The organism is Mesorhizobium sp. ESP-6-2 (assembly GCF_020164675.1).
GTDB lineage: Bacteria > Pseudomonadota > Alphaproteobacteria > Rhizobiales > Rhizobiaceae > Mesorhizobium.
On sequence record NZ_JAIUGT010000003.1, the window covers coordinates 272,693 to 291,109 of the forward strand.

General features: G+C 62.7%; 18 protein-coding genes and 1 pseudogene. 5 read left to right on the top strand and 14 right to left on the bottom strand.

The window, feature by feature from the left end; genetic code table 11:
* Nucleotides 1-149: 149 nt before the first annotated feature.
* Entirely contained in the window at nt 150-1,061 is a 912-nt protein-coding gene (locus LB532_RS10880; protein WP_140637804.1) for an ABC transporter substrate-binding protein, read from the bottom strand.
* A gap of 205 nt (nt 1,062-1,266) precedes the next feature.
* On the opposite strand from LB532_RS10880, the pseudogene LB532_RS10885 reads away from it, so the two are divergent.
* A pseudogene (locus tag LB532_RS10885) lies at nt 1,267-1,839 on the top strand (NADPH-dependent FMN reductase).
* 14 nt (nt 1,840-1,853) lie between these two features.
* On the opposite strand, the gene LB532_RS10890 reads toward LB532_RS10885, so the two are convergent.
* The 12 genes from LB532_RS10890 to LB532_RS10945 all read right to left on the bottom strand — a co-directional run bounded on the left by LB532_RS10890 (nt 1,854) and on the right by LB532_RS10945 (nt 13,019).
* Nucleotides 1,854-3,068, bottom strand: coding sequence for an MFS transporter (locus LB532_RS10890; protein WP_140637803.1), 1,215 nt, complete (start codon nt 3,066-3,068; stop codon nt 1,854-1,856).
* On the bottom strand, nt 3,065-3,565 hold the full coding sequence (gene nusB, locus LB532_RS10895; RefSeq protein ID WP_140494035.1) for a transcription antitermination factor NusB: 501 nt from the start codon (nt 3,563-3,565) through the stop codon (nt 3,065-3,067). Before nusB ends, LB532_RS10890 begins: the two co-directional genes overlap by 4 nt.
* A complete protein-coding gene (gene ribH, locus LB532_RS10900; protein WP_140637802.1) occupies nt 3,562-4,056 on the bottom strand; it encodes a 6,7-dimethyl-8-ribityllumazine synthase in 495 nt (164 codons plus the stop codon). Before ribH ends, nusB begins: the two co-directional genes overlap by 4 nt.
* Nucleotides 4,057-4,293: 237 nt before the next feature.
* The gene (locus LB532_RS10905; protein WP_140637801.1) at nt 4,294-4,911 is read right to left on the bottom strand and encodes a riboflavin synthase; all 618 of its coding nucleotides are present in this window, start codon (nt 4,909-4,911) and stop codon (nt 4,294-4,296) included.
* An 11-nt stretch (nt 4,912-4,922) separates the two neighbouring features.
* Nucleotides 4,923-6,047, bottom strand: a complete 1,125-nt coding sequence (gene ribD, locus LB532_RS10910) for a bifunctional diaminohydroxyphosphoribosylaminopyrimidine deaminase/5-amino-6-(5-phosphoribosylamino)uracil reductase RibD (RefSeq protein ID WP_140637800.1) — start codon at nt 6,045-6,047, stop codon at nt 4,923-4,925.
* Between the two features lie 2 nt (nt 6,048-6,049).
* Complete coding sequence (gene nrdR / locus LB532_RS10915) at nt 6,050-6,529, bottom strand: transcriptional regulator NrdR (RefSeq protein ID WP_010915593.1); 480 nt, start codon at nt 6,527-6,529, stop codon at nt 6,050-6,052.
* A gap of 139 nt (nt 6,530-6,668) precedes the next feature.
* On the bottom strand, nt 6,669-7,259 hold the full coding sequence (locus LB532_RS10920; protein ID WP_140637799.1) for a hypothetical protein: 591 nt from the start codon (nt 7,257-7,259) through the stop codon (nt 6,669-6,671).
* Nucleotides 7,260-7,338: 79 nt separating this feature from the next.
* Nucleotides 7,339-8,652, bottom strand: a complete 1,314-nt coding sequence (glyA, locus tag LB532_RS10925) for a serine hydroxymethyltransferase (RefSeq protein WP_140637798.1) — start codon at nt 8,650-8,652, stop codon at nt 7,339-7,341.
* A gap of 549 nt (nt 8,653-9,201) precedes the next feature.
* Nucleotides 9,202-10,455, bottom strand: a complete 1,254-nt coding sequence (locus tag LB532_RS10930; RefSeq protein ID WP_140557007.1) for a murein L,D-transpeptidase — start codon at nt 10,453-10,455, stop codon at nt 9,202-9,204.
* A gap of 349 nt (nt 10,456-10,804) precedes the next feature.
* On the bottom strand, nt 10,805-11,320 hold the full coding sequence (ldtR, locus tag LB532_RS10935; protein ID WP_013896002.1) for a transcriptional regulator LdtR: 516 nt from the start codon (nt 11,318-11,320) through the stop codon (nt 10,805-10,807).
* A gap of 236 nt (nt 11,321-11,556) precedes the next feature.
* Nucleotides 11,557-11,979, bottom strand: coding sequence for a DUF6163 family protein (locus tag LB532_RS10940; protein ID WP_140637797.1), 423 nt, complete (start codon nt 11,977-11,979; stop codon nt 11,557-11,559).
* Nucleotides 11,976-13,019: an enoyl-CoA hydratase/isomerase family protein gene (locus LB532_RS10945; protein ID WP_140637796.1), complete on the bottom strand. Its 1,044-nt coding sequence runs from the start codon at nt 13,017-13,019 to the stop codon at nt 11,976-11,978. The genes LB532_RS10940 and LB532_RS10945 overlap by 4 nt, the downstream gene beginning before the upstream one ends.
* 197 nt (nt 13,020-13,216) lie before the next feature.
* Here LB532_RS10945 and LB532_RS10950 point away from each other — a divergent pair, with 197 nt between their 5' ends.
* From LB532_RS10950 to LB532_RS10960, 3 genes are all read left to right on the top strand, one after another.
* Nucleotides 13,217-14,047 (top strand): DUF2066 domain-containing protein, encoded by an 831-nt coding sequence (locus LB532_RS10950; RefSeq protein WP_140637795.1) that lies wholly within the window; start codon nt 13,217-13,219, stop codon nt 14,045-14,047.
* 88 nt (nt 14,048-14,135) lie between these two features.
* On the top strand, nt 14,136-15,167 hold the full coding sequence (hemB, locus tag LB532_RS10955) for a porphobilinogen synthase (RefSeq protein WP_140637794.1): 1,032 nt from the start codon (nt 14,136-14,138) through the stop codon (nt 15,165-15,167).
* Nucleotides 15,168-15,414: 247 nt separating this feature from the next.
* Nucleotides 15,415-16,062 (top strand): dihydrofolate reductase family protein, encoded by a 648-nt coding sequence (locus LB532_RS10960; protein ID WP_140637793.1) that lies wholly within the window; start codon nt 15,415-15,417, stop codon nt 16,060-16,062.
* Nucleotides 16,063-16,152: 90 nt separating this feature from the next.
* Here the strand turns inward: LB532_RS10960 and ppk2 are convergent, their stop codons facing one another.
* Complete coding sequence (gene ppk2 / locus LB532_RS10965; RefSeq protein ID WP_140637792.1) at nt 16,153-17,073, bottom strand: polyphosphate kinase 2; 921 nt, start codon at nt 17,071-17,073, stop codon at nt 16,153-16,155.
* Between the two features lie 237 nt (nt 17,074-17,310).
* Between ppk2 and LB532_RS10970 the strand changes: the two genes are divergently transcribed.
* Nucleotides 17,311-18,354 carry an aldo/keto reductase gene (locus tag LB532_RS10970; RefSeq protein WP_140637791.1) on the top strand — a complete coding sequence of 348 codons (1,044 nt, stop codon included), beginning with the start codon at nt 17,311-17,313 and terminating at the stop codon, nt 18,352-18,354.
* Nucleotides 18,355-18,417 lie beyond the last annotated feature (63 nt).

Genomic DNA, 18,417 nt, shown 5'->3' on the forward strand with positions numbered 1-18,417 from the left:
CGGAGATCGAATGTCGCAGGGGCATTCGCCAATCTCTGACGCCGAAGAAAGAAGCGGGGCGCAGGAACTGCCAATCTCCCCCCTCGAGGGGGAGATGTCCGGCATGACAGAGGGGGGCGCCTCGCACTGGTGCCACGATCTGAAGCTGTCTACTTCAAGAACCCGTTCTTTTTCAAAAAGTCTTCCGCCACACCCTTGACCGGCTCTCCGCCGACCTGGACGCGGCCGTTGAGCTCCTGCAGCGTGACGAGGTCGAGCTTGGCGAAGACCGGCTTCAACAACGTCTCGATCTCGGGATGCTCCTTCAGCACCGCCTCGCGGATGATCGGCGCCGGCTGGTAGACCGGCTGCACGCCCTTGTCGTCGTCGAGCACGACCAGCCCGGAGGGCGCGATGCCGCCGTCGGTACCGTAGACCATGGCGGCGTTGGCGCCATTGGTCTGGTTGGCTGCCGCCGCGATGGTCGCGGCCGTGTCGCCGCCGGAGAGCGTGATCAACTGGTCAGGTTTCAACGTGAAGCCGTAGGTGGTCTGGAAGGCGGGCAAGGCCGCGGCTGAATTGACGAACTCGGCCGAGGCCGCGAGCACCACCTTGCCCCCGCCGGCGACATATTTGCCGAAGTCGGACAGGGTGGCGAGCTTGTTGGCCTCGGCCACCTCCTTGCGTAGTGCGATCGCCCAGGTGTTGTTGGCCGGCGACGGCGACAGCCAGACGATCTTGTTGGCGTCATAGTCGAGCTTCTTGGCCGTCTCATAGGCCTTGGCGGCGTCCTTCCAGACCGGGTCGTCGGTCTTCTCGAAGAAGAAGGCGGCATTGCCGGTGTATTCGGGATAGATGTCGATCTCGCCGGCGGTGATCGCCTTGCGCACCACCGGCGTGCCGCCAAGCTGGATGCGGTCAGTGGTCTTGACGTTGTTGGCGTTGAGGACGAGCTGGATGATGTTGCCGAGCACGCCGCCCTCGGTGTCGATCTTCGAGGAGACGACCACCTGAGCATTCGCCGATGCTATCGCAATACCGAGCGCGAGCGCCGCGCCAGCCAGAATCTTGATTGAAAACATTGTGAAAATCCCTTGCTGTGAACCGGAATTCGGTGCCGCATATGAGCACGGCTCCAACGTCTCGTCGGGGCACACGGTTTCATAACAAGTGGTACAGACGCAATATTTTTGTTCGGAAGGCCAATTGCGACGCGACGCTGGCGATCTGCTGACATTTGGCGGATAATGCGGTGAGGGTGCGGGTGGCAAACACGGAGAGCGTGTCATGGCCATACACAAAGTCGGTTACCTCATCGGCAGTCTTGCCCGGGAATCCATCAACCGCAAGCTCGCGAAGGCGCTCGTTCAACTTGCCCCTCCCGAACTCGATATGACCGAAATCGCCTTCAAGGATCTGCCACTCTACAGCTACGACTATGACGCCGATTTCCCACCGGTCGCCCAGGCTTTCAAAAAGGCGATCGCCTCCGTCCAGGCCGTATTGTTCGTCACCCCGGAGTACAACCGCTCGATCCCTGGTGGATTGAAGAACGCAATCGACTGGGCCAGTCGGCCCTAGGGCAAGAATTCGTTCGCGCGCAAACCGTCAGCCGTCATCGGAACATCGCCGGGCGCCATCGCGACCGCCGTCGCCCAACAAAGCCTTCGAAGCGTTCTGAGTTTCTGCAATTCACCCCAGATGAACGCGCCTGAAGCCTACATACAGTTCACGCCGGGGCTGATCACGGACGACGGCGAGGTGACGGTCGAATCCACTAAGGACTTCCTGCGCAACTACATGGCTGAGTTTCACATGTTCATAGCGCGAGTGCTTCAGGTTCTGCCGCCGGACGCATAAATTCAAATTGGGCGTCAAGCCAGACGCAAGCTCGCCATCCTCAGCGCGCCGAGCGCGACGAAGCATAGCACGGTGACGGGAAAGATCATCCAGTTCAGCATGGTCCAGCCCCAGGCATTGTAGACCATGCCCGACATCAGCGAGGCGCAGGCCACGGAGCCGAACAGGACGAAGTCGTGGAACCCCTGCACCTTGCCCTTTTCGGAAGGCCGGTAGCCTGCCGCGACCATGGCCGTGGCGCCGATGAAGCCGAAATTCCAGCCGAGGCCGAGCAGGATCAGCGCCGTCCAGAATTGCCATAGCGTCAAGCCGGACAGCGCGACGACCGCACAGCCGATCAGCAGGAGGAGGCCGGCCGCGACAATGCGTTCAGCACCGAAGCGATGGATCAGCGATCCGGTGAAGAAGCTCGGCCCGAACATTGCCATGACATGCCAGGAAATGCCGAGCGTCGCATCGTCCTCCGACAGGCCGCAGCCGACCATGGCGAGCGGCGCACCGGTCATGACGAAGCTCATCAGGGCATAGCTGCCGACGGCGCAAAAGAGTGCCGCGACGAAACGCGGCTGCGTAACGATCTCGGCCAAGGGCCGGGCATCGCTGCCGGCAATTTCCGTTCCGCCGGCGGTGGCCCTCGCCGGCAGGCGCAGCAATGACAGGATCGCTGCGCCGACGGCGGCCAGCACCAGTATGGATGCGAACGAACCGGCAAACATCACCGGTGCGAACAACTCGCGGGTGAAGATGACGATCTGCGGTCCGAGAATGGCGGTGATGATGCCGCCCGCAAGTACGAAGGAGATCGCGCGCGCCTTGAACTGCGGCGGCGCATTGTCGGCGGCGGCAAAGCGGAACTGCTGGACGAAGGCGCCACCGACACCGATCACCGTCAGGCCGAAGGCGAACAGCCAAAAATTGCCATGGAAGAGTGCCAGCGTCGCGACCAGACCGCCAAGCGCGGTGACGATCGTACCGGTCATAAAGCCGCCGCGCTGGCCCATCGCGCGGATGATGGCCGCCGCCGGCAGCGCGCCGAGCGCCACGCCGAGATTGAAGCCGGTGATCGGCGCCGTCGCCAGCGACTTGTCGGGACCGAGCAGATATTGACCGGCCAGCGCGCCCATGGAGATGGCGATGGGCGCTGCCGAACCGATGATCGCCTGCGAGGCGGCGAGGATCAACGCGGTGCGCCGCGCCTCCCTGGCCGCCTCAATGGCGGCCGCCGTCATGAAGCGTCCTTGCCGCGTCCCTCGCCACGCACCCGACGGGAGACGCGGTCGAGCACGGCGTTGACCAGCTTCGGCTCGTCTTCCTCGTAGAAAGCCTTGGCGATATCGACATATTCGGAAACGATCACCGCCACCGGCACGTCTTCGCGCTTCATCAGTTCGTAGACACCGGCGCGCAGGATTGCGCGCAGCGTCGAATCGAGGCGCGACAGCGGCCAGTCATCGGTCAGCGCCTGGCGGATAACCGGATCGATGGTTTTCTGGTCCTCGACGACACCGGTGAGGATGGCGCGGAACCATTGGGCATCCGCCTCGCGGTAAAGCGCACCATCGACTTCCTTGCCAAGACGAAACGCTTCGTATTCGGCCGTGATCTCGAAGACGCCGCTGCCGGCGACATCCATCTGATAGAGGGCCTGCACGGCGGCAAGCCGCGCCGCGCCGCGCTTGTTGGCGTGGCGCACCGTGGGCTGTCCGGGCGAAGCGGGGTCGCTCACGATCGCGCTCCCAGTCGTTCCTTGAGCGCGATCATGGTCAGCGCCGCGCGCGCGGCAAAGCCACCCTTGTCGCCTTCCGAACGTTTGGCCCGCGTCCAGGCCTGTGCGTCGTTTTCCGTGGTCAGGATGCCGTTGCCGATGCAGACCGAGTCCTGCACGGACAGGTCCATCAGCGCGCGGCTGGATTCATTGGCGACGATATCGAAGTGATAGGTGTCGCCGCGGACGACGGTGCCAAGCGCGACGAAGCCGTCATAGTTCGTGCCGCCTTCCGCCGCGCCGTCCAGCGCGAAGGTAATGACGGCGGGAATTTCGAGCGAACCTGGAACGGTGACGACGTCGTAGGTCGCATCCGCTTCGTCAAGCGCGCGTGTCGCGCCTTCGAGCAGCGCGTCGGCAAGATCGTCGTGGAAGCGTGCCTCGATAACGAGAAGGTGGGCCTTCTTCTTCGGGCGAATGAACGCTTTGCCGTGTTGGGATGTGCCAGCCATAAATGTCTCCGGGATCGCCGGTGACTTAGGCCGAAGCCGGATTGATCGCAAGCACAAGATTGCCTCATTGGGCCGGGGTACCGAGATCGGACAATCTGTAGCGAGGCTTTGAGCCCAGGCAACAATGGCGTGGGCCACTACTCGGCCAGCATCTATATCGGCCACCTCATCCGCGCTTGCACTTTGGAACTCCTGTGTTCCATCACCGCTAGTTCCTCATGAACAGCTCGGCGATGCTCAAAGCCCCTCCTTCGCCGCTTCCGCCAGGCGGGCCGCATAGCGGGCCATGGTGTCGATCTCGAGATTGACGCGGTCGCCGACCTGGCGCTCACCCCAGGTGGTGACGGTCAGCGAATGGTGGATCAGAAGCACGTCGAAGCGGGTGCCATCCACCTTGTTGACGGTGAGCGAGGTACCGTCGAGCGCGACGGAGCCTTTCGGCGCGATGAACTTCGCCAGCTCGCGCGGCGCTTCCAGCGTGAAGCGAACGGCGTCGCCCTCATCCTTGCGCTCGACGATCTCGGCGGTACCGTCGACATGGCCCGACACGATGTGGCCGCCAAGCTCGTCGCCGATCTTCAACGCCCGCTCAAGATTGATCCGCGTGCCCGATTTCCAGCCCATTGCCGTCGTCAGCCGGAGCGCCTCCTCCCAGACCTCGACTTCGAACCAGCGCGCGTTCGAGCCGCTGTCGGGCAAGGCCGTCACGGTAAGGCAAACGCCGCCGCAGGAGATCGAGGCGCCGATGGCGATGGTTTCGGGATCATAGGCGGTGTCGATGCGCAACCCCACGCCTTCCCGCAGCGGCTTGACCGCCGCGACGGTGCCTACGTCTGTAACAATGCCGGTAAACATCGGTGTTGATCCTAAAAGTCTCTTATCCACTCGGCGTAGCTGTCCTCGCCGAACCGCATCTCGCGCAGTTTGCGAAATCCCGCCGGGACATGGTTGGCATCGATGGGCGATACAATGCCCCCCTTGCCGATCGCCTCCGGCCCCCGGAACAGCACGATGCGGTCGACCAGGCCTTCCGACAGGAAGGCGCTGGCCACCTTGGCTCCGCCTTCGACCAGCACGCTGGCCATACCGAGCGCGGCAAGATCCTCGAGCAGTTCCGGCAGCGCCACGCCGCCTTCATGCGTCTCGGTGCCGATGAAACGCACGCCGGCGCGTTCGAGCGTTGCCCGCCGCAGAGGATCCGCTTCCAGACAAGCCGCGACGTAGAGCGGCACCCTGTCAACACCGGACACCAGTTTCGAAGTCTCAGGCAGCCTGATCTGCCTGTCGAGCACAATGCGCGCCGGCGACCGGTTCTCCAGTCCCGGCAAGCGCACCGTCAGCGCCGGGTCGTCCTCCAGCGCTGTGCCAATGCCGACCAGGATAGCATCAGCCTCGGCGCGCATCAGATAGACTTCGCGGCGCGCAATGTCGCCTGTGATCGACACCTGCCCGGCCCCTTCCATGCCGATCTTGCCGTCGCTGGAAAGCGCTAGCTTGAGAGTCACTTCCGGCCGTTTCCTAAGCGATCGAATGAGATAGCCGGCCATCTGCTCGGCGGCCTCCGCCGCCAGGACATTCTCCACAACCTCGACGCCCGCGGTGCGCAGGATCGCGTAGCCTTGGCCCGACACGCGCGGATCGGGGTCGCTGGCGGCGCCAACGACGCGCGCGATGCCGGCATTAACCAGAGCGTTGGCGCAAGGCGGCGTGCGTCCGTGATGCGCGCAAGGCTCCAACGTGACATAGGCGGTGGCGCCGCGCGCCAGTTCGCCCGCTTCGGCGAGCGCCTCGGTCTCGGCATGCGGGCGGCCGCCGACGGCGGTGACGCCGGTGCCGACGATCATCGGGCCCAAGCCATCGTCGCGCACAATGAGTGTGCCAACGGAAGGATTGGTTGAGGTCCGGCCCGCATTCTTGCGCGACAGTCGGAGTGCAGCCGCCATGAAACGGCGGTCAAGGGCTGCCTGTTCGGCCTCGCTGCGTTCCGCCATGCTCAGCCGGCGTCCTCTTCGCTCTTGTCCTCGTCGCCCTTCAATTCCCCCAGCAGCTCATGGAAATCCTTGGCCTCGCGGAAATTGCGGTAGACCGAGGCAAAGCGGACATAGGCGACGTCGTCGAGCGACTTCAGCGCTTCCATGACCAGCCGCCCAACCTCACCCGAGGCCACTTCGGTCTCGCCGGAGCTTTCCAGCTGGCGCACGATGCCGGTCACGGCACGATCGATGCGCTCGGGATCGACATTGCGCTTGCGCACCGCGATCTCGACGGAGCGCAAGAGCTTGTCGCGGTCGAAAGGCACTTTTCGCCCCGACTTCTTGACCACGACGAGGTCGCGCAACTGCACGCGCTCGAAGGTGGTGAAACGGCCGCCGCAATCGGGGCAGACGCGACGCCTGCGGATCGCCGCGCCATCCTCGGCGGGGCGCGAATCCTTCACCTGCGTATCTTCGGACTGGCAATAGGGACAGCGCATTGAGAGCCTTGGGTTCGCGAATCTGGTGAGGCGAAAAGGCTTAGAGCCTTTTGCCACGATGGCAAGGCACGCAGACCCTTTCGCTCCAGAGATAGCGAGCCGCGAGGCAGATTGCCAGCACCCGCTTCCGCGCGCTTGGCTAGGGTGCAACGTCCTTGGTCGGAAAGCCGCATGATGTGCCGAGGTTGCGGTAGGCCTTGGTGAAGCCGTCCATTGGAATGCTGGCGAAAGCCTCTTTGCCGAAAGCGACATCGAGCGAGGTGACTTTGCGCATGGCTCGCAAGAGCGCGAGACTGGTCTTGGGCTGGTTGTCGACCGTCCAGCTGGGACGGCCGTTGACGGCATCGTTCGAATAGACGGTGGCGGAAACCTTGACGCCAGGATCACCAAAAGTGGCGGCGATCTTCTTGCCGGTGGGAAGGTTCCCGTTGTCGACAATAATCATGATGGCCGGGTAGGCGTCCGGCGGCATGGCGTCGCCGTTCGAGATCGACAGCGTCAGCGTGCCCGAATTGCCGCTGGCATCGAAAAAGGCGGTCGAAGCGGCGCAGGTCTTGCGCGCATCCTGGCCGGTGTCGAGCGTATCGACGATGGTTGTCCATCTGCCGAAGGTAGCGGTGGCGGGCATTTCTGGGGCGGGTTGGGTCTGCGCAAGGGCAGCTCCGGGTAATGTCAGGAAAACGCCCAGCAAGGTATGGACGCCAAGAGTGGCGGGGCGGAAATTACGCATCGTCTGGTCTCCAGTTCGGCGCGTCGACCGATTGGGGTCGGCGCACCGCTGGCGATAAAAGATGACGCGTGGCGCGAGGTCAACCGAGATAAGGGTAGAGCGGGAATCGATCGGTCAGTGCCACGACCTTGGCCTTGACCGCGGCCTCGACCGCGGCATTGCCGTCATCGGAATTGGCGGCCTTGAGGCCATCCAGCACCTCGGCGATCAGCTTGCCTATTTCGCGGAACTCGGCCTGGCCGAAACCGCGCGTGGTGCCGGCGGGCGTGCCAAGCCGCACGCCTGAGGTTACGAAGGGCTTTTCCGGGTCAAAGGGGATGCCGTTCTTGTTGCAAGTGATGTTGGCGCGGCCAAGCGTTGCCTCGGCGCGCTTGCCGGTGGCATTCTTGGGGCGCAGGTCGACCAGCATCAGGTGGTTGTCGGTGCCGCCCGACACGATGTCGAGGCCGGTCTCCTGAAGGCTGGACGCCAGCGCCTTGGCGTTGGCGGCGACGCTCTCGGCATAGAGCTTGAAGCTCGGCTTCAGCGCCTCGCCGAAGGCAACCGCCTTGGCGGCGATGACATGCATCAGCGGTCCGCCCTGCAGGCCGGGGAACACCGCCGAGTTCATCTTCTTGGCGATCTCCTCGTCATTGCACAGGATCATGCCGCCGCGCGGGCCGCGCAGCGACTTGTGCGTGGTGGTCGTCACGACATGGGCATGCGGCAGCGGCGAGGGATGCACGCCGCCTGCCACGAGGCCCGCGATGTGGGCCATATCGACCATGAGGTAGGCGCCGACCGCATCCGCGATCTCGCGAAAGCGCTTCCAGTCCCAGATGCGCGAATAGGCGGTGCCGCCGGCCAGGATCAGCTTCGGCTTCGTCTCATGCGCCGTCTTCTCGATGGCGTCCATGTCGAGCAGATGGTCGTCCTTGCGCACGCCGTAGGACACGACCTTGAACCATTTGCCGCTCATATTGACTGGCGAGCCGTGCGTCAAATGCCCGCCGGAATTGAGATCGAGGCCCATGAAGGTGTCGCCCGGCTGCAAGAGCGCCAGGAACACCGCCTGGTTCATCTGGCTGCCGGAGTTGGGCTGCACATTGGCGAAGTTGCAGCCGAACAGTTTTTTCGCGCGCTCGATCGCCAGCTCCTCGGCGACATCCACGAACTGGCAGCCGCCATAGTAGCGCTTGCCCGGATAGCCCTCGGCGTATTTGTTGGTCATGATCGAACCCTGCGCTTCGAGCACGGCGCGCGAGACGATGTTTTCAGACGCGATCAGCTCGATTTCGTGGCGCTGGCGACCGAGCTCGTTGCGGATGGCGCCGAAAATTTCCGGATCGGCATCTTCCAGCGTGGTTTCGAAGAAGGATTCGAATTTGTTCGACGCTGCCGCTGCTGTTGCCATGGCCTGAATTCCTTAGGTCCGGAGGGTCGGTTTTGTCTTGTGCATGCCGTTATCCCAAACCGCTGCACATTTTTGGATGACAGGATTGGGTTCGCCGCGCATTAACACAGTTGTTTTCGCCTCGCCACGTTTGCGGCGCGAAATTTGCTGGCCGGATTGCGGCAAGCAGAGCGGCGGACCGTTATTTCCTGTCGCGCCGCTGCTTCAGAAGAGCCTCGGTCAAGGTGATCTCGGAAAACAGCGCCCGCATCGTATGGTCATTGATCTCGCGGCTGAGAAACATGGCGCGTAGCGCGGCGCGCTCGGCTTCTATGCCGGCCGCCCTGAGTTCAAGCTCCAGACGGCTCGCCTCGCGCGCTTCGTCGGCGTCGTCGGAAGCGGCGATGCGGCGCCGGTACCCGGCGACGATGCTGTCGGCAACGGCGAGCCGTGCCTCGACGGCCCCGCCCTCGCCTGCCTCATTGGCGATGCTCTCGGTGTGAACGGCCTGGCGGCGGCGACAGGAAAAGGCCGGCCCAAGAGCGGCCTTTTCCCTGAATAATCAGTCTCTTAGAGCGACGAGGTGATCTGCAGCTCGTTGTTTCCGTCGAGGCCATATATGTCGTCGCGGAACTGGACGACGCCGGGGCCCGTCGACCAAGCCGAGAGATAGAGGAAATGCACCGGCACCGGGTTGGTGACCTGGATCGGCGTGTTTTCGCCGGTCTTGATCGCAGCCTCAAAATGCTGGCGGTCCCAGCCGGGCGTGTCGCGCAGGATCCAGGTGACGAGGTCGCGCACGTTTTGCACACGCACGCAACCCGAGGAATCGAAGCGCATCATCTTGCCGAACAGGCTCTGCTGCGGTGTATCATGCATATAGACACCGTCCGGGCTCGGGAAATTGATCTTCACCGACGCCATGGCGTTGTCCGAACCGGGATCCTGGCGGAAACGGTACTTGGCCGCGTCGTCGGTCGACCAGTCCACATTCATCGGATCGACTTCGCTGCCATCTGGCGCAAACAGGCGAATATGGCTGTTCTTGAGATAATCGGGGTCCTTGCGCATCAATGGGATGATGTCCTTGCGCACGATCGACACCGGCGCGTTCCAATATGGATTGACGATGATCTCATTGATCTTGGAATTGACGATCGGTGTCTGGCGATCGATCTTGCCCACGATCGCGGTATGGCGAAGCACGACGCGGTCGTTCTCGACCGCCTCCACCTGCGCTGCCGGAATATCGACCAGCACATAACGGCTGCCAAGCGTGCCCGCCTTCTCCTTCAATCGCTGGAGATTGGTTTGCAACTGGCCGAGCCGGATCTGCGCCGAAACGTTCATCGCCGCGTAGGTATATTTGCCCAGCGCTCCGTCGGCCGGCAGGCCGTGGCGCAATTGGAAGCGCTTGACCGCCGAGTCGACATAGGAATCGAAGGCCGTCGAGATGCCGGCGCTCTGCGACAGGTCGCCGGCGACCATCAGGCGCTTGCGAAGCGGCACGACATCGGGATCGTCGACGCCGAGCTGCAGTTTCTTGGTCGCGGGAACCTCGACCCAGCCGCCCTGCCCGACGATGTTCTGGTACTGCGCCACAGCCTGCTCGGTGAAGGCGACGGTCTGCGGGCTGAAGATGGGCAGCGTCGAGGCCACCTTGCCGCCTGCGCTGGCGCGGGCGTCGAACTGATCGTCCCAGTTGCCGCGCGCCGAGGACTTCAGGATGTCCCCGATCACGTCCTGCGCGCTGGCGCGGCCGGCAACAACGGCGGCTGCGAGCGCGGAGGCTCCGGAAAGGAAGAAACGGCGGCTGGTTCTCATGGACGTTCCAGACATATGTAGCAGTTCGAACACTTGCTGCGTTGATCATCGGGCGATCTCGCCCGTACTCTAAAATTGGCAATCTTAACAATTAGCCAACCATGGTCCGCATCACCTCGGTGTGAAAACGCGCAAGGCTACACGGCTACGGGTGAACCCATGGTCTTTACCACAGCATCACTGCCATCTTCGGTTCCATTGGAATATGGCGGCAACGTGGCCTTGGCCCGCAATTTGCTTCGGCCAACGCAACGAAAAGAAAAGACCGATGCTTTTCGGCACCGGCCCTGACTGGAGGTCGCTGTTGCTGCCACGCTTCTGTGGCGCGGCTTCTGATTGGAGACGTGGCTTACATCCGGTAAGCGATGGTGTCGTTCCAGAAGCGGTCGAGACGCTGGAGGGCGCGGTTCATCTGCTTGAATTCGTCGGTGTTGATGCCGCCGACCTGCTCGATCGAACCGACATGGCGCTCATAGAGACCGGCGACCACGTCCGCCACCTCATTGCCTTTCGGCGTCAGCGAGACGCGGACGGAACGACGGTCGATGCGCGACCGCTGGTGGTTGATGAAGCCGAGATCGACAAGCTTCTTGAGATTGTAGGAGACGTTCGAGCCGAGATAGTAGCCCCGCGAGCGCAGCTCGCCGGCGGTCAGCTCCGAATTGCCGATGTTGAAGAGCAGCAACGCCTGGATGGCGTTGATGTCGGAACGGCCGTTGCGGTCGAACTCGTCCTTGATCACGTCGAGCAGACGGCGGTGCAGGCGCTCGACCAGTTGGAGCGATTCCATGTACAGGGAACGGATTGCCTCGCGGCGATCGTCGGAAACGTTGGCGGTCTTTGCCGCCGGACGCGAATTGATCATTGTCTTTGCCTCTCGTTTGTCGCCCTGGTGATTTTTTGTTTTTCACCTTGATCGCGACACTATCGAATACTCATAAAATTCGACTTAAACGCCAAGGCTAACAAGAGCTTACCGGTAATAGGTTTCGCAAGACGCTTAACGAACGGTCACTTGGGCAAGGATAATTAACCTAAAGATTTAGCCAATGATTTCAGGGCGAAATCCGATCAGCGGACCGCCGGCGGCGCGTGCCTGCTTCAGGTCCGGGGCGACCGCTTCTGCAGATAGATGACGAGGCGGAAAACGGCATAGAGCAGCGCCACCCCCGCATGCGAGACGACGATGAGCGGACGGTGGCCGAAGAGTTCGGGAAAGCCGGCATACATGACGATCTCCGTCACGGCGCAGATGAACCAGATCACCGGCCCCCAGGAGGCCAACATCCATAGGCCGGCGGCGGCAAAGGGGAAAAATACGGCGAGCATCACCGCCGTCACCTGCCAGTGGACCGGCATCAGGTCGAAGCGCCAGAGCGAGCCGGGATAGAAGCCGATAAGCCTGACCCAGTACAGGATACCGAACAGCAAGCAGTAACCTGATATGATCCGCTGGAACCAGGCGAAGATAACCTCCACCCCTGAAGGCTGAAGCACGACGCGTCTGGACGTCACCTCGCTCATAGCGCGAGTTCCCGTTCACCGAGCGAGGCAAAATAGGCATCGACATCCGCGTCGTCGACCGCATCGAGGGTTGCCGGCAGCCATTGCGGCTTGGAACCTTTTTCGATGATGGTGGCGCGTATCCCTTCGTAGAAATCGTGGCCCGCAAGCATCCGGTTGAGGATGCGGAATTCCATCTTCATGCATTGATCCATCGGCAGCGTCAGGCCGGCAGTGATCTGGCGCCAAGCGACACGAAGGCTGGTCGGCGAGCGCGTCAGGATCGTCGCCAGCGTCCTTGCCGCAAACTCGTCGCTGCCTGCCGCCTGCTCCAGGCTGCCGATGATATCGGCAAGCGAGTCCTGCGCGAAGTGATGGGCGATCGCCTCCAGCACCTGCCTGTCCGTCTCGCGCTTCGCCGGGATGAAGAAGCCGCGCAGCACCGATTCAGGATCGCCGGTTGCGGCGAACTGGTCGAGAAAGCCAGCCTGGTCCTGCGCCTTGATCGTATGCGTGGCCAGCCCGGACCACAACGCGTCGCCATAGCGGATGCGATTGCCGGTCAGCGCCAGGTACATGCCGAAGGAACCGCCAAGATCGGGCAGCAGATGGCTGGCGCCAACATCCGGGAAAAACCCGATTCCCACCTCCGGCATGGCGAACTGGGCATTTTCCGTCATCACCCGATGCGATCCATGAAAGGAGATGCCGACGCCGCCACCCATGACGATGCCGTCGATCAGCGCCACATAAGGTTTTTTGAAACGTGCGATCTGGGCGTTCAGCCGATACTCGTCGGCGAAGAACTCGACAGGCGGCTTGCCGGCCCGGCCGGCCTCATAGATGTGGAGAATGTCGCCGCCGGCTGAAAACGCCCTACCCTCGGCCTTAACGACGACGGCATCGACGCCCCAGTCCCGCTCCCAAGCGTGCAATGCCTTGGCGAGCGCGTTGACCATCCTGTGCGTGACCGCATTGAGTGCCCGCGGCCGCGTCAACGTGACGATGCCGGCCCGGCCCAGATGTTCGAAGCGGATCTCGTCGCCTCCGCCAAAATCCATCGTGAAAGAATCCCTCCCCCGCTCCGCCGGGACTGAAGTGCTAAAGCGTGGCGCATGGGCGCGTCAATGCCGGCATGCTGACAGCGCGTCTTGGCTCGTGCCGGAGCCCAGTGCTAAAAAGAGGCCGTTGTGGCCGCAGCGCCGGGAACCGAATGGCGACGGCGCACCTGTAGCAAGTTTTTCGATGGGTGTGGCTCATGGCTGGATTTGCGCGCCTCGTGCCGATGACGATCGGGCTGATTGTCATTTGCCTGGCTTTGCAACCGACCCTGGCGGCAAGCCTCGCCGAGCTTTACCAGTCGCAGACCATCGTCAACGGTCGGTATGAGAAAAACCGCCAGGCCGGCTTCAAACGTTGCCTCGACGCGGTTCTGGTCCGGGTTTCCGGCGACCAGCGCCTGCTGGCGAAACCGGAGATGGTGGCGTTGCGCGACAGGGCCGCCAGCTTCGTCGCCAGCTTTCGCTACCGCGATCGCATGGAAGGCATTCCCAACCATGACGATCAGGGCACGTATGATCGGCCTCACAATCTCTACTGCCAGTACAGCCCGGCGATGATCGATCCGGTGCTGGCTTCGCTCGGCAGCAGGCCGTGGCTGACCGAACGGCCACGGCTGGCGGTGTTCTTGTCGACCGAGCGCGGCGCCAGGCATTTCGCGCTCGATGCCGACGACGAGCACGGCGTGCTGATGCGCGAGTCGTTCGGCAATGCCGCCGCGCCGATGGCCATGCAGGTAACCTTCCCAACGGCAGTGCTGCTGTCGAAGGCCGGGCTGGACGACAGGATCATGCGCGACGCCGACATGGCGAAGCTCGACACGGCTGCGAAAATGGCCGGCGCCGATCAGGCGCTTTCCGGCAGCATCGTCTGGAGCGACAAGGAGTTCGGCTGGATCGCCGACTGGCGGCTAGCGAAGGCCGGCAGGACCTATGCCTGGCAAGTGCGCGGCGTCGGCTTCGACGAGGCGTTCCGTGTCGGCATGCACGGTGCGGCGCAGATCCTTTCGGGCAATGGGCAACCCGAATAGGGACCCGACCGGATTGCTGGCACAAACGTGTCGCATTGGTCAGCACCACGGTGCGTGATAAAAGCCGGCCAAAAGAGAGTTTTTGGCGATGAACAGATTCACCCCGGCAAAACCTGCCGGCGCGCGCAGCGTCGACGACATCACCGGCAGCCGCCGCTTGCGACGCATGCGCAAGGCCGACTGGTCGCGGCGCCTGGTGCAGGAGAACAGGCTTTCCGTCGACGACCTGATCTGGCCGATCTTCGTCGTCGACGGCAGACAAGTGCGCGAGCCGATCGCCGCCATGCCGGGCGTCTTCCGCCTGTCGATCGACTTTGCCGTCAAGGAGGCCGAACGCGCGGCAAAGCTCGGCATCCCCGCGCTCGCCACCTTTCCCAATGTGGACATTTCGCTGCGCGACCAGACCGGCTCCCATATCCTCGATCCCGACAACGTCATCAACCGCGCCACGCGCGCGATCAAGGACGCGGTGCCTGAGATCGGCGTCATCACCGATGCCGCGCTCGACCCGTTCACCAGCCATGGCCATGACGGCATCCTGCGTGACGGTCTCATCGTCAATGACGAGACGGTGGAACAGGTGACCGCGGCCGCCGTCATACAAGCAGCGGCCGGCGCCGACATCATCGCGCCGTCCGACATGATGGACGGCCGCATCGGCGCCATCCGCGACGCGCTCGACGCAAACGGTTTCCAAGACGTGGCGATCATGTCCTATGCAACGAAATTCGCCTCCGCCTTCTACGGGCCGTACCGCGAGGCGGTCGGCACGGCCGGCCTGCTCAAGGGCGACAAGAAGACCTATTACATCGACCACGCCAATTCAGACGAAGCGGTGCGCGAGGCCGAGCAGGACCTGGCCGAAGGCGCCGACATGCTGATGGTCAAGCCCGGCCTGCCCTATCTCGATATCATCCGCAGGCTGAAGGACGAATTTGCGGTGCCGACCTTCGCCTACCAGGTGTCGGGCGAATATTCGATGATCAAAGCGGCGGGCGCCAATGGCTGGATCGACGGCGAAAAGGCTATGCTGGAATCGCTTCTTGCCTTCAAACGCGCCGGCTGCGACGGCATTTTGACCTATTTCGCCCCTGAGGTGGCGGAGATGCTGAGAGCATAGTTTCCTCCCACGCCTTCAGACCATATGCTCTTCATGGAACTCACCGGCGAATGAGCCGGTATGGCGGCCGTCTCGGCAGCCGCTACTTTGGCATCCGAGCCGACCATCAGGTAATCCTCTGGACATCGCACGGGCGAGGTAGGGATATGCGTCTTCTCGACCGCTGAAAATACCGCTTGCAATTCGCCATCGGTTTGCTAGAAAAATAACTGCTTGCAAAATACAACCGGTCCTGAGGAGGCTTTCCATGTCCAAACTTCGCGTCAACGCATTCACCTTGTCGCTCGACGGTTACGGCGCCGGTCCCGACCAGGATTTGAAAAACCCGCTCGGCGTCGGTGGGGAAGCCCTGCACAAATGGATGATCGGCACCCGCACCTTCCGCAAGATGGTGCTCGGAGACGATGGCGGCACCACCGATACCAACGAGGCGTTCGCGGCGCGCAGCTTTGAAAATGTCGGCGCCTGGATCCTGGGCCGCAACATGTTCGGGCCGATCCGCGGCGAATGGGCCGACGAAAACTGGAAGGGCTGGTGGGGCGACAACCCGCCCTATCATGTGCCGGTCTTCGTGCTGACCCACCATGCGCGCGAGCCCATCGTCATGGAAGGCGGCACGACCTTTTACTTTGTCACGGATGGCATCCATTCGGCGCTCGAGCAGGCAAGAGCAGCGGCCAATGGCAGCGATGTGCGGGTCGGCGGCGGCGTCGCCACCGTCCGGCAATATATTCAGGAGAGGCTCATCGACGAGATGCATCTGGCGATCTCGCCGGTGCTGCTCGGCTCCGGCGAGCACCTCTTCGCCGGGATTGATATGCCGAAGCTCGGCTACGCGTGCAGCGAACAAGTAGCGACGCCGCTTGCCACGCATGTCGTCATCAAGCGGACTTAGGAATTAGTTGTGCGACAGTGGGAATTGGCGAAACCCTTGGTGCAGATCCCTTCTCCCGGTCACTATACGGGGAGAAGGCCAAACTCTCGTTCAATACTTCTCGGGCACGTAGAGCTCGCGCGGCAGCACCTGGCGCTCGTATTCGGGATTGAAGACGCGCTCGGGTAACGTGATCTCCTCGTGCGGCACCTCTTCGTAGGGAACCTGCTGCAAGAGGTGGTCGATGCAGTTCAGCCGCGCCCGCTTCTTGTCATTGCCCTCGACGATGAACCAGGGTGCCTCCGGAATGTTGGTACGGGCGAAGGTCTCTTCCTTGGCTTTGGTGTACTGTTCCCAGCGCACGCGCGACTGCAGGTCCATCGGCGACAGCTTCCACTGCTTCATCGGATCGTGGATGCGCATCAGGAAGCGCATCTGTTGTTCCTCGTCGGTGATCGAGAACCAGTATTTGACCAGCGTGATGCCCGAGCGGACCAGCATGCGCTCGAACTCCGGCACGTCACGGAAAAATTCCTCCACCTGATCGGGCCCAGCGAAACCCATCACCCGCTCGACGCCGGAACGGTTGTACCAGGAGCGGTCGAACAGAACGATCTCGCCGCCGGCCGGCAGGTGCGGCACATAACGCTGGAAATACCATTGCGACTTCTCGCGCTCGGTCGGCGCCGGAAGCGCCACGACGCGGCAGATCCGCGGATTGAGCCGCTGGGTGATGCGCTTGATGACGCCGCCCTTGCCAGCCGAATCACGGCCTTCGAAGATCACCACAAGCTTCTTCTTGTGGTAGGCGACCCAGGATTGCAGCTTGATCAGCTCGGATTGCAGCCCGATCAGGTCGCGAAAATACTGCATTCGGTCGATAGAAGGCGGATGCGCGTTCTTGTAGATCCTGGCGATCTCCAGCGACAGCGCCGGTTCCGACATCTCCAGCTCATAGTCCTCGTCGAGCGTGTCGGCGAGTTCGGCTTCCAGCCAGTCACGGGCGCCGGACTTGGGTATGGATTCATTCATCTGGTGCTCCTCCATCTGCAAGCTGCCGCCTCCGGCAACGACCGGGCACACTGGCCGCGTCCTGACGGCGGCGCGCAACACCCTGACCGACTGAGTATAGGCCGGCAATGACGGTTTTATTGCAGGGGCACGCCAGGGCCGCTCATCGGTGTGCCGGGGCCGGAGGGCGACAAGCCGCGCGGATTGTCCTACAAATCCAGCAACCTGCTCGGGCCATTCTCAATCGCGAGGACTGACATGGAATACCGCACTCTCGGCCGTTCCGGCCTGAAGGTTTCGGCGCTGACCATGGGCACCATGACCTTTGGCGGCGCAGGCCCGTTCGCGGCTGTCGGCAACAGCGATCTCGCCGAAGCGAAGCGCATGATCGATCTGTGCATCGATGCCGGCATCAATCTCATCGACACGGCCAATGTCTATTCGGACGGCCTGTCAGAAGATATCATCGGCGAGGCACTCGGCGGCAAGCGCAGGAACGACGTGCTGATCGCCTCCAAGGCGCGCATGCGCATCGGCGACGGTCCCAATGACGAAGGCCTGTCGCGCCATCATTTGATCCGCGAATGCGAGAAAAGCCTGAAGCGGCTCAAGACTGACGTCATCGACATCTATTTCCTGCACGAATGGGACGGCGTGACGCCACTCGAAGAGACCATCGCCGCGCTCGATGCGCTGGTCGGCCAGGGCAAGATCCGCTATATCGGCTGCTCCAACTATTCCGGCTGGCAGGTGATGAAGGCGCTGTCCATCAGCGACAGCCGCCATCAGCCGCGTTTCGTCACCCAGCAGATCCACTACACGCTCGAGGCACGCGAAGCCGAATACGAGCTGCTGCCGATCTCGGTCGACCAGGGATTGGGCGTGCTGGTGTGGAGCCCGCTGGCGGGAGGCCTGCTGTCGGGCAAGTATCACCGTGACAACCCGACCGCGCGCCAGGTCGCCGGCTGGTCCGAACCGCCGATCCGCGACGAGGACCGGCTGTGGCGGATCGTCGATGTGCTGGTCGAAATAGGCAAGGCCCGCGGTGTGTCCGCCGCACAGGTGGCGCTTGCCTGGCTGCTTGGCCGGCCGGCTATCAGCTCGCTGGTGATCGGCGGGCGCAACGAGGCCCAGTTCAGGGACAATATCGCGGCGGCCAGCCTGACGCTGACCGGCGAGGAACGTGATCGCCTCGACGCGGTCAGCCGCCCGCCCCTGCTCTATCCCTATTGGCATCAGCAGTTGACAGCAAAGGAGCGTTTCGGCGCCGCCGACCTTGTGATCGACCGAAGCAGCTTATAGGAACCCTGGTGCCGGCTCCGAGACCTCGGAAGGCGAACGACGCGTAGTCAGCCCACAAGAACA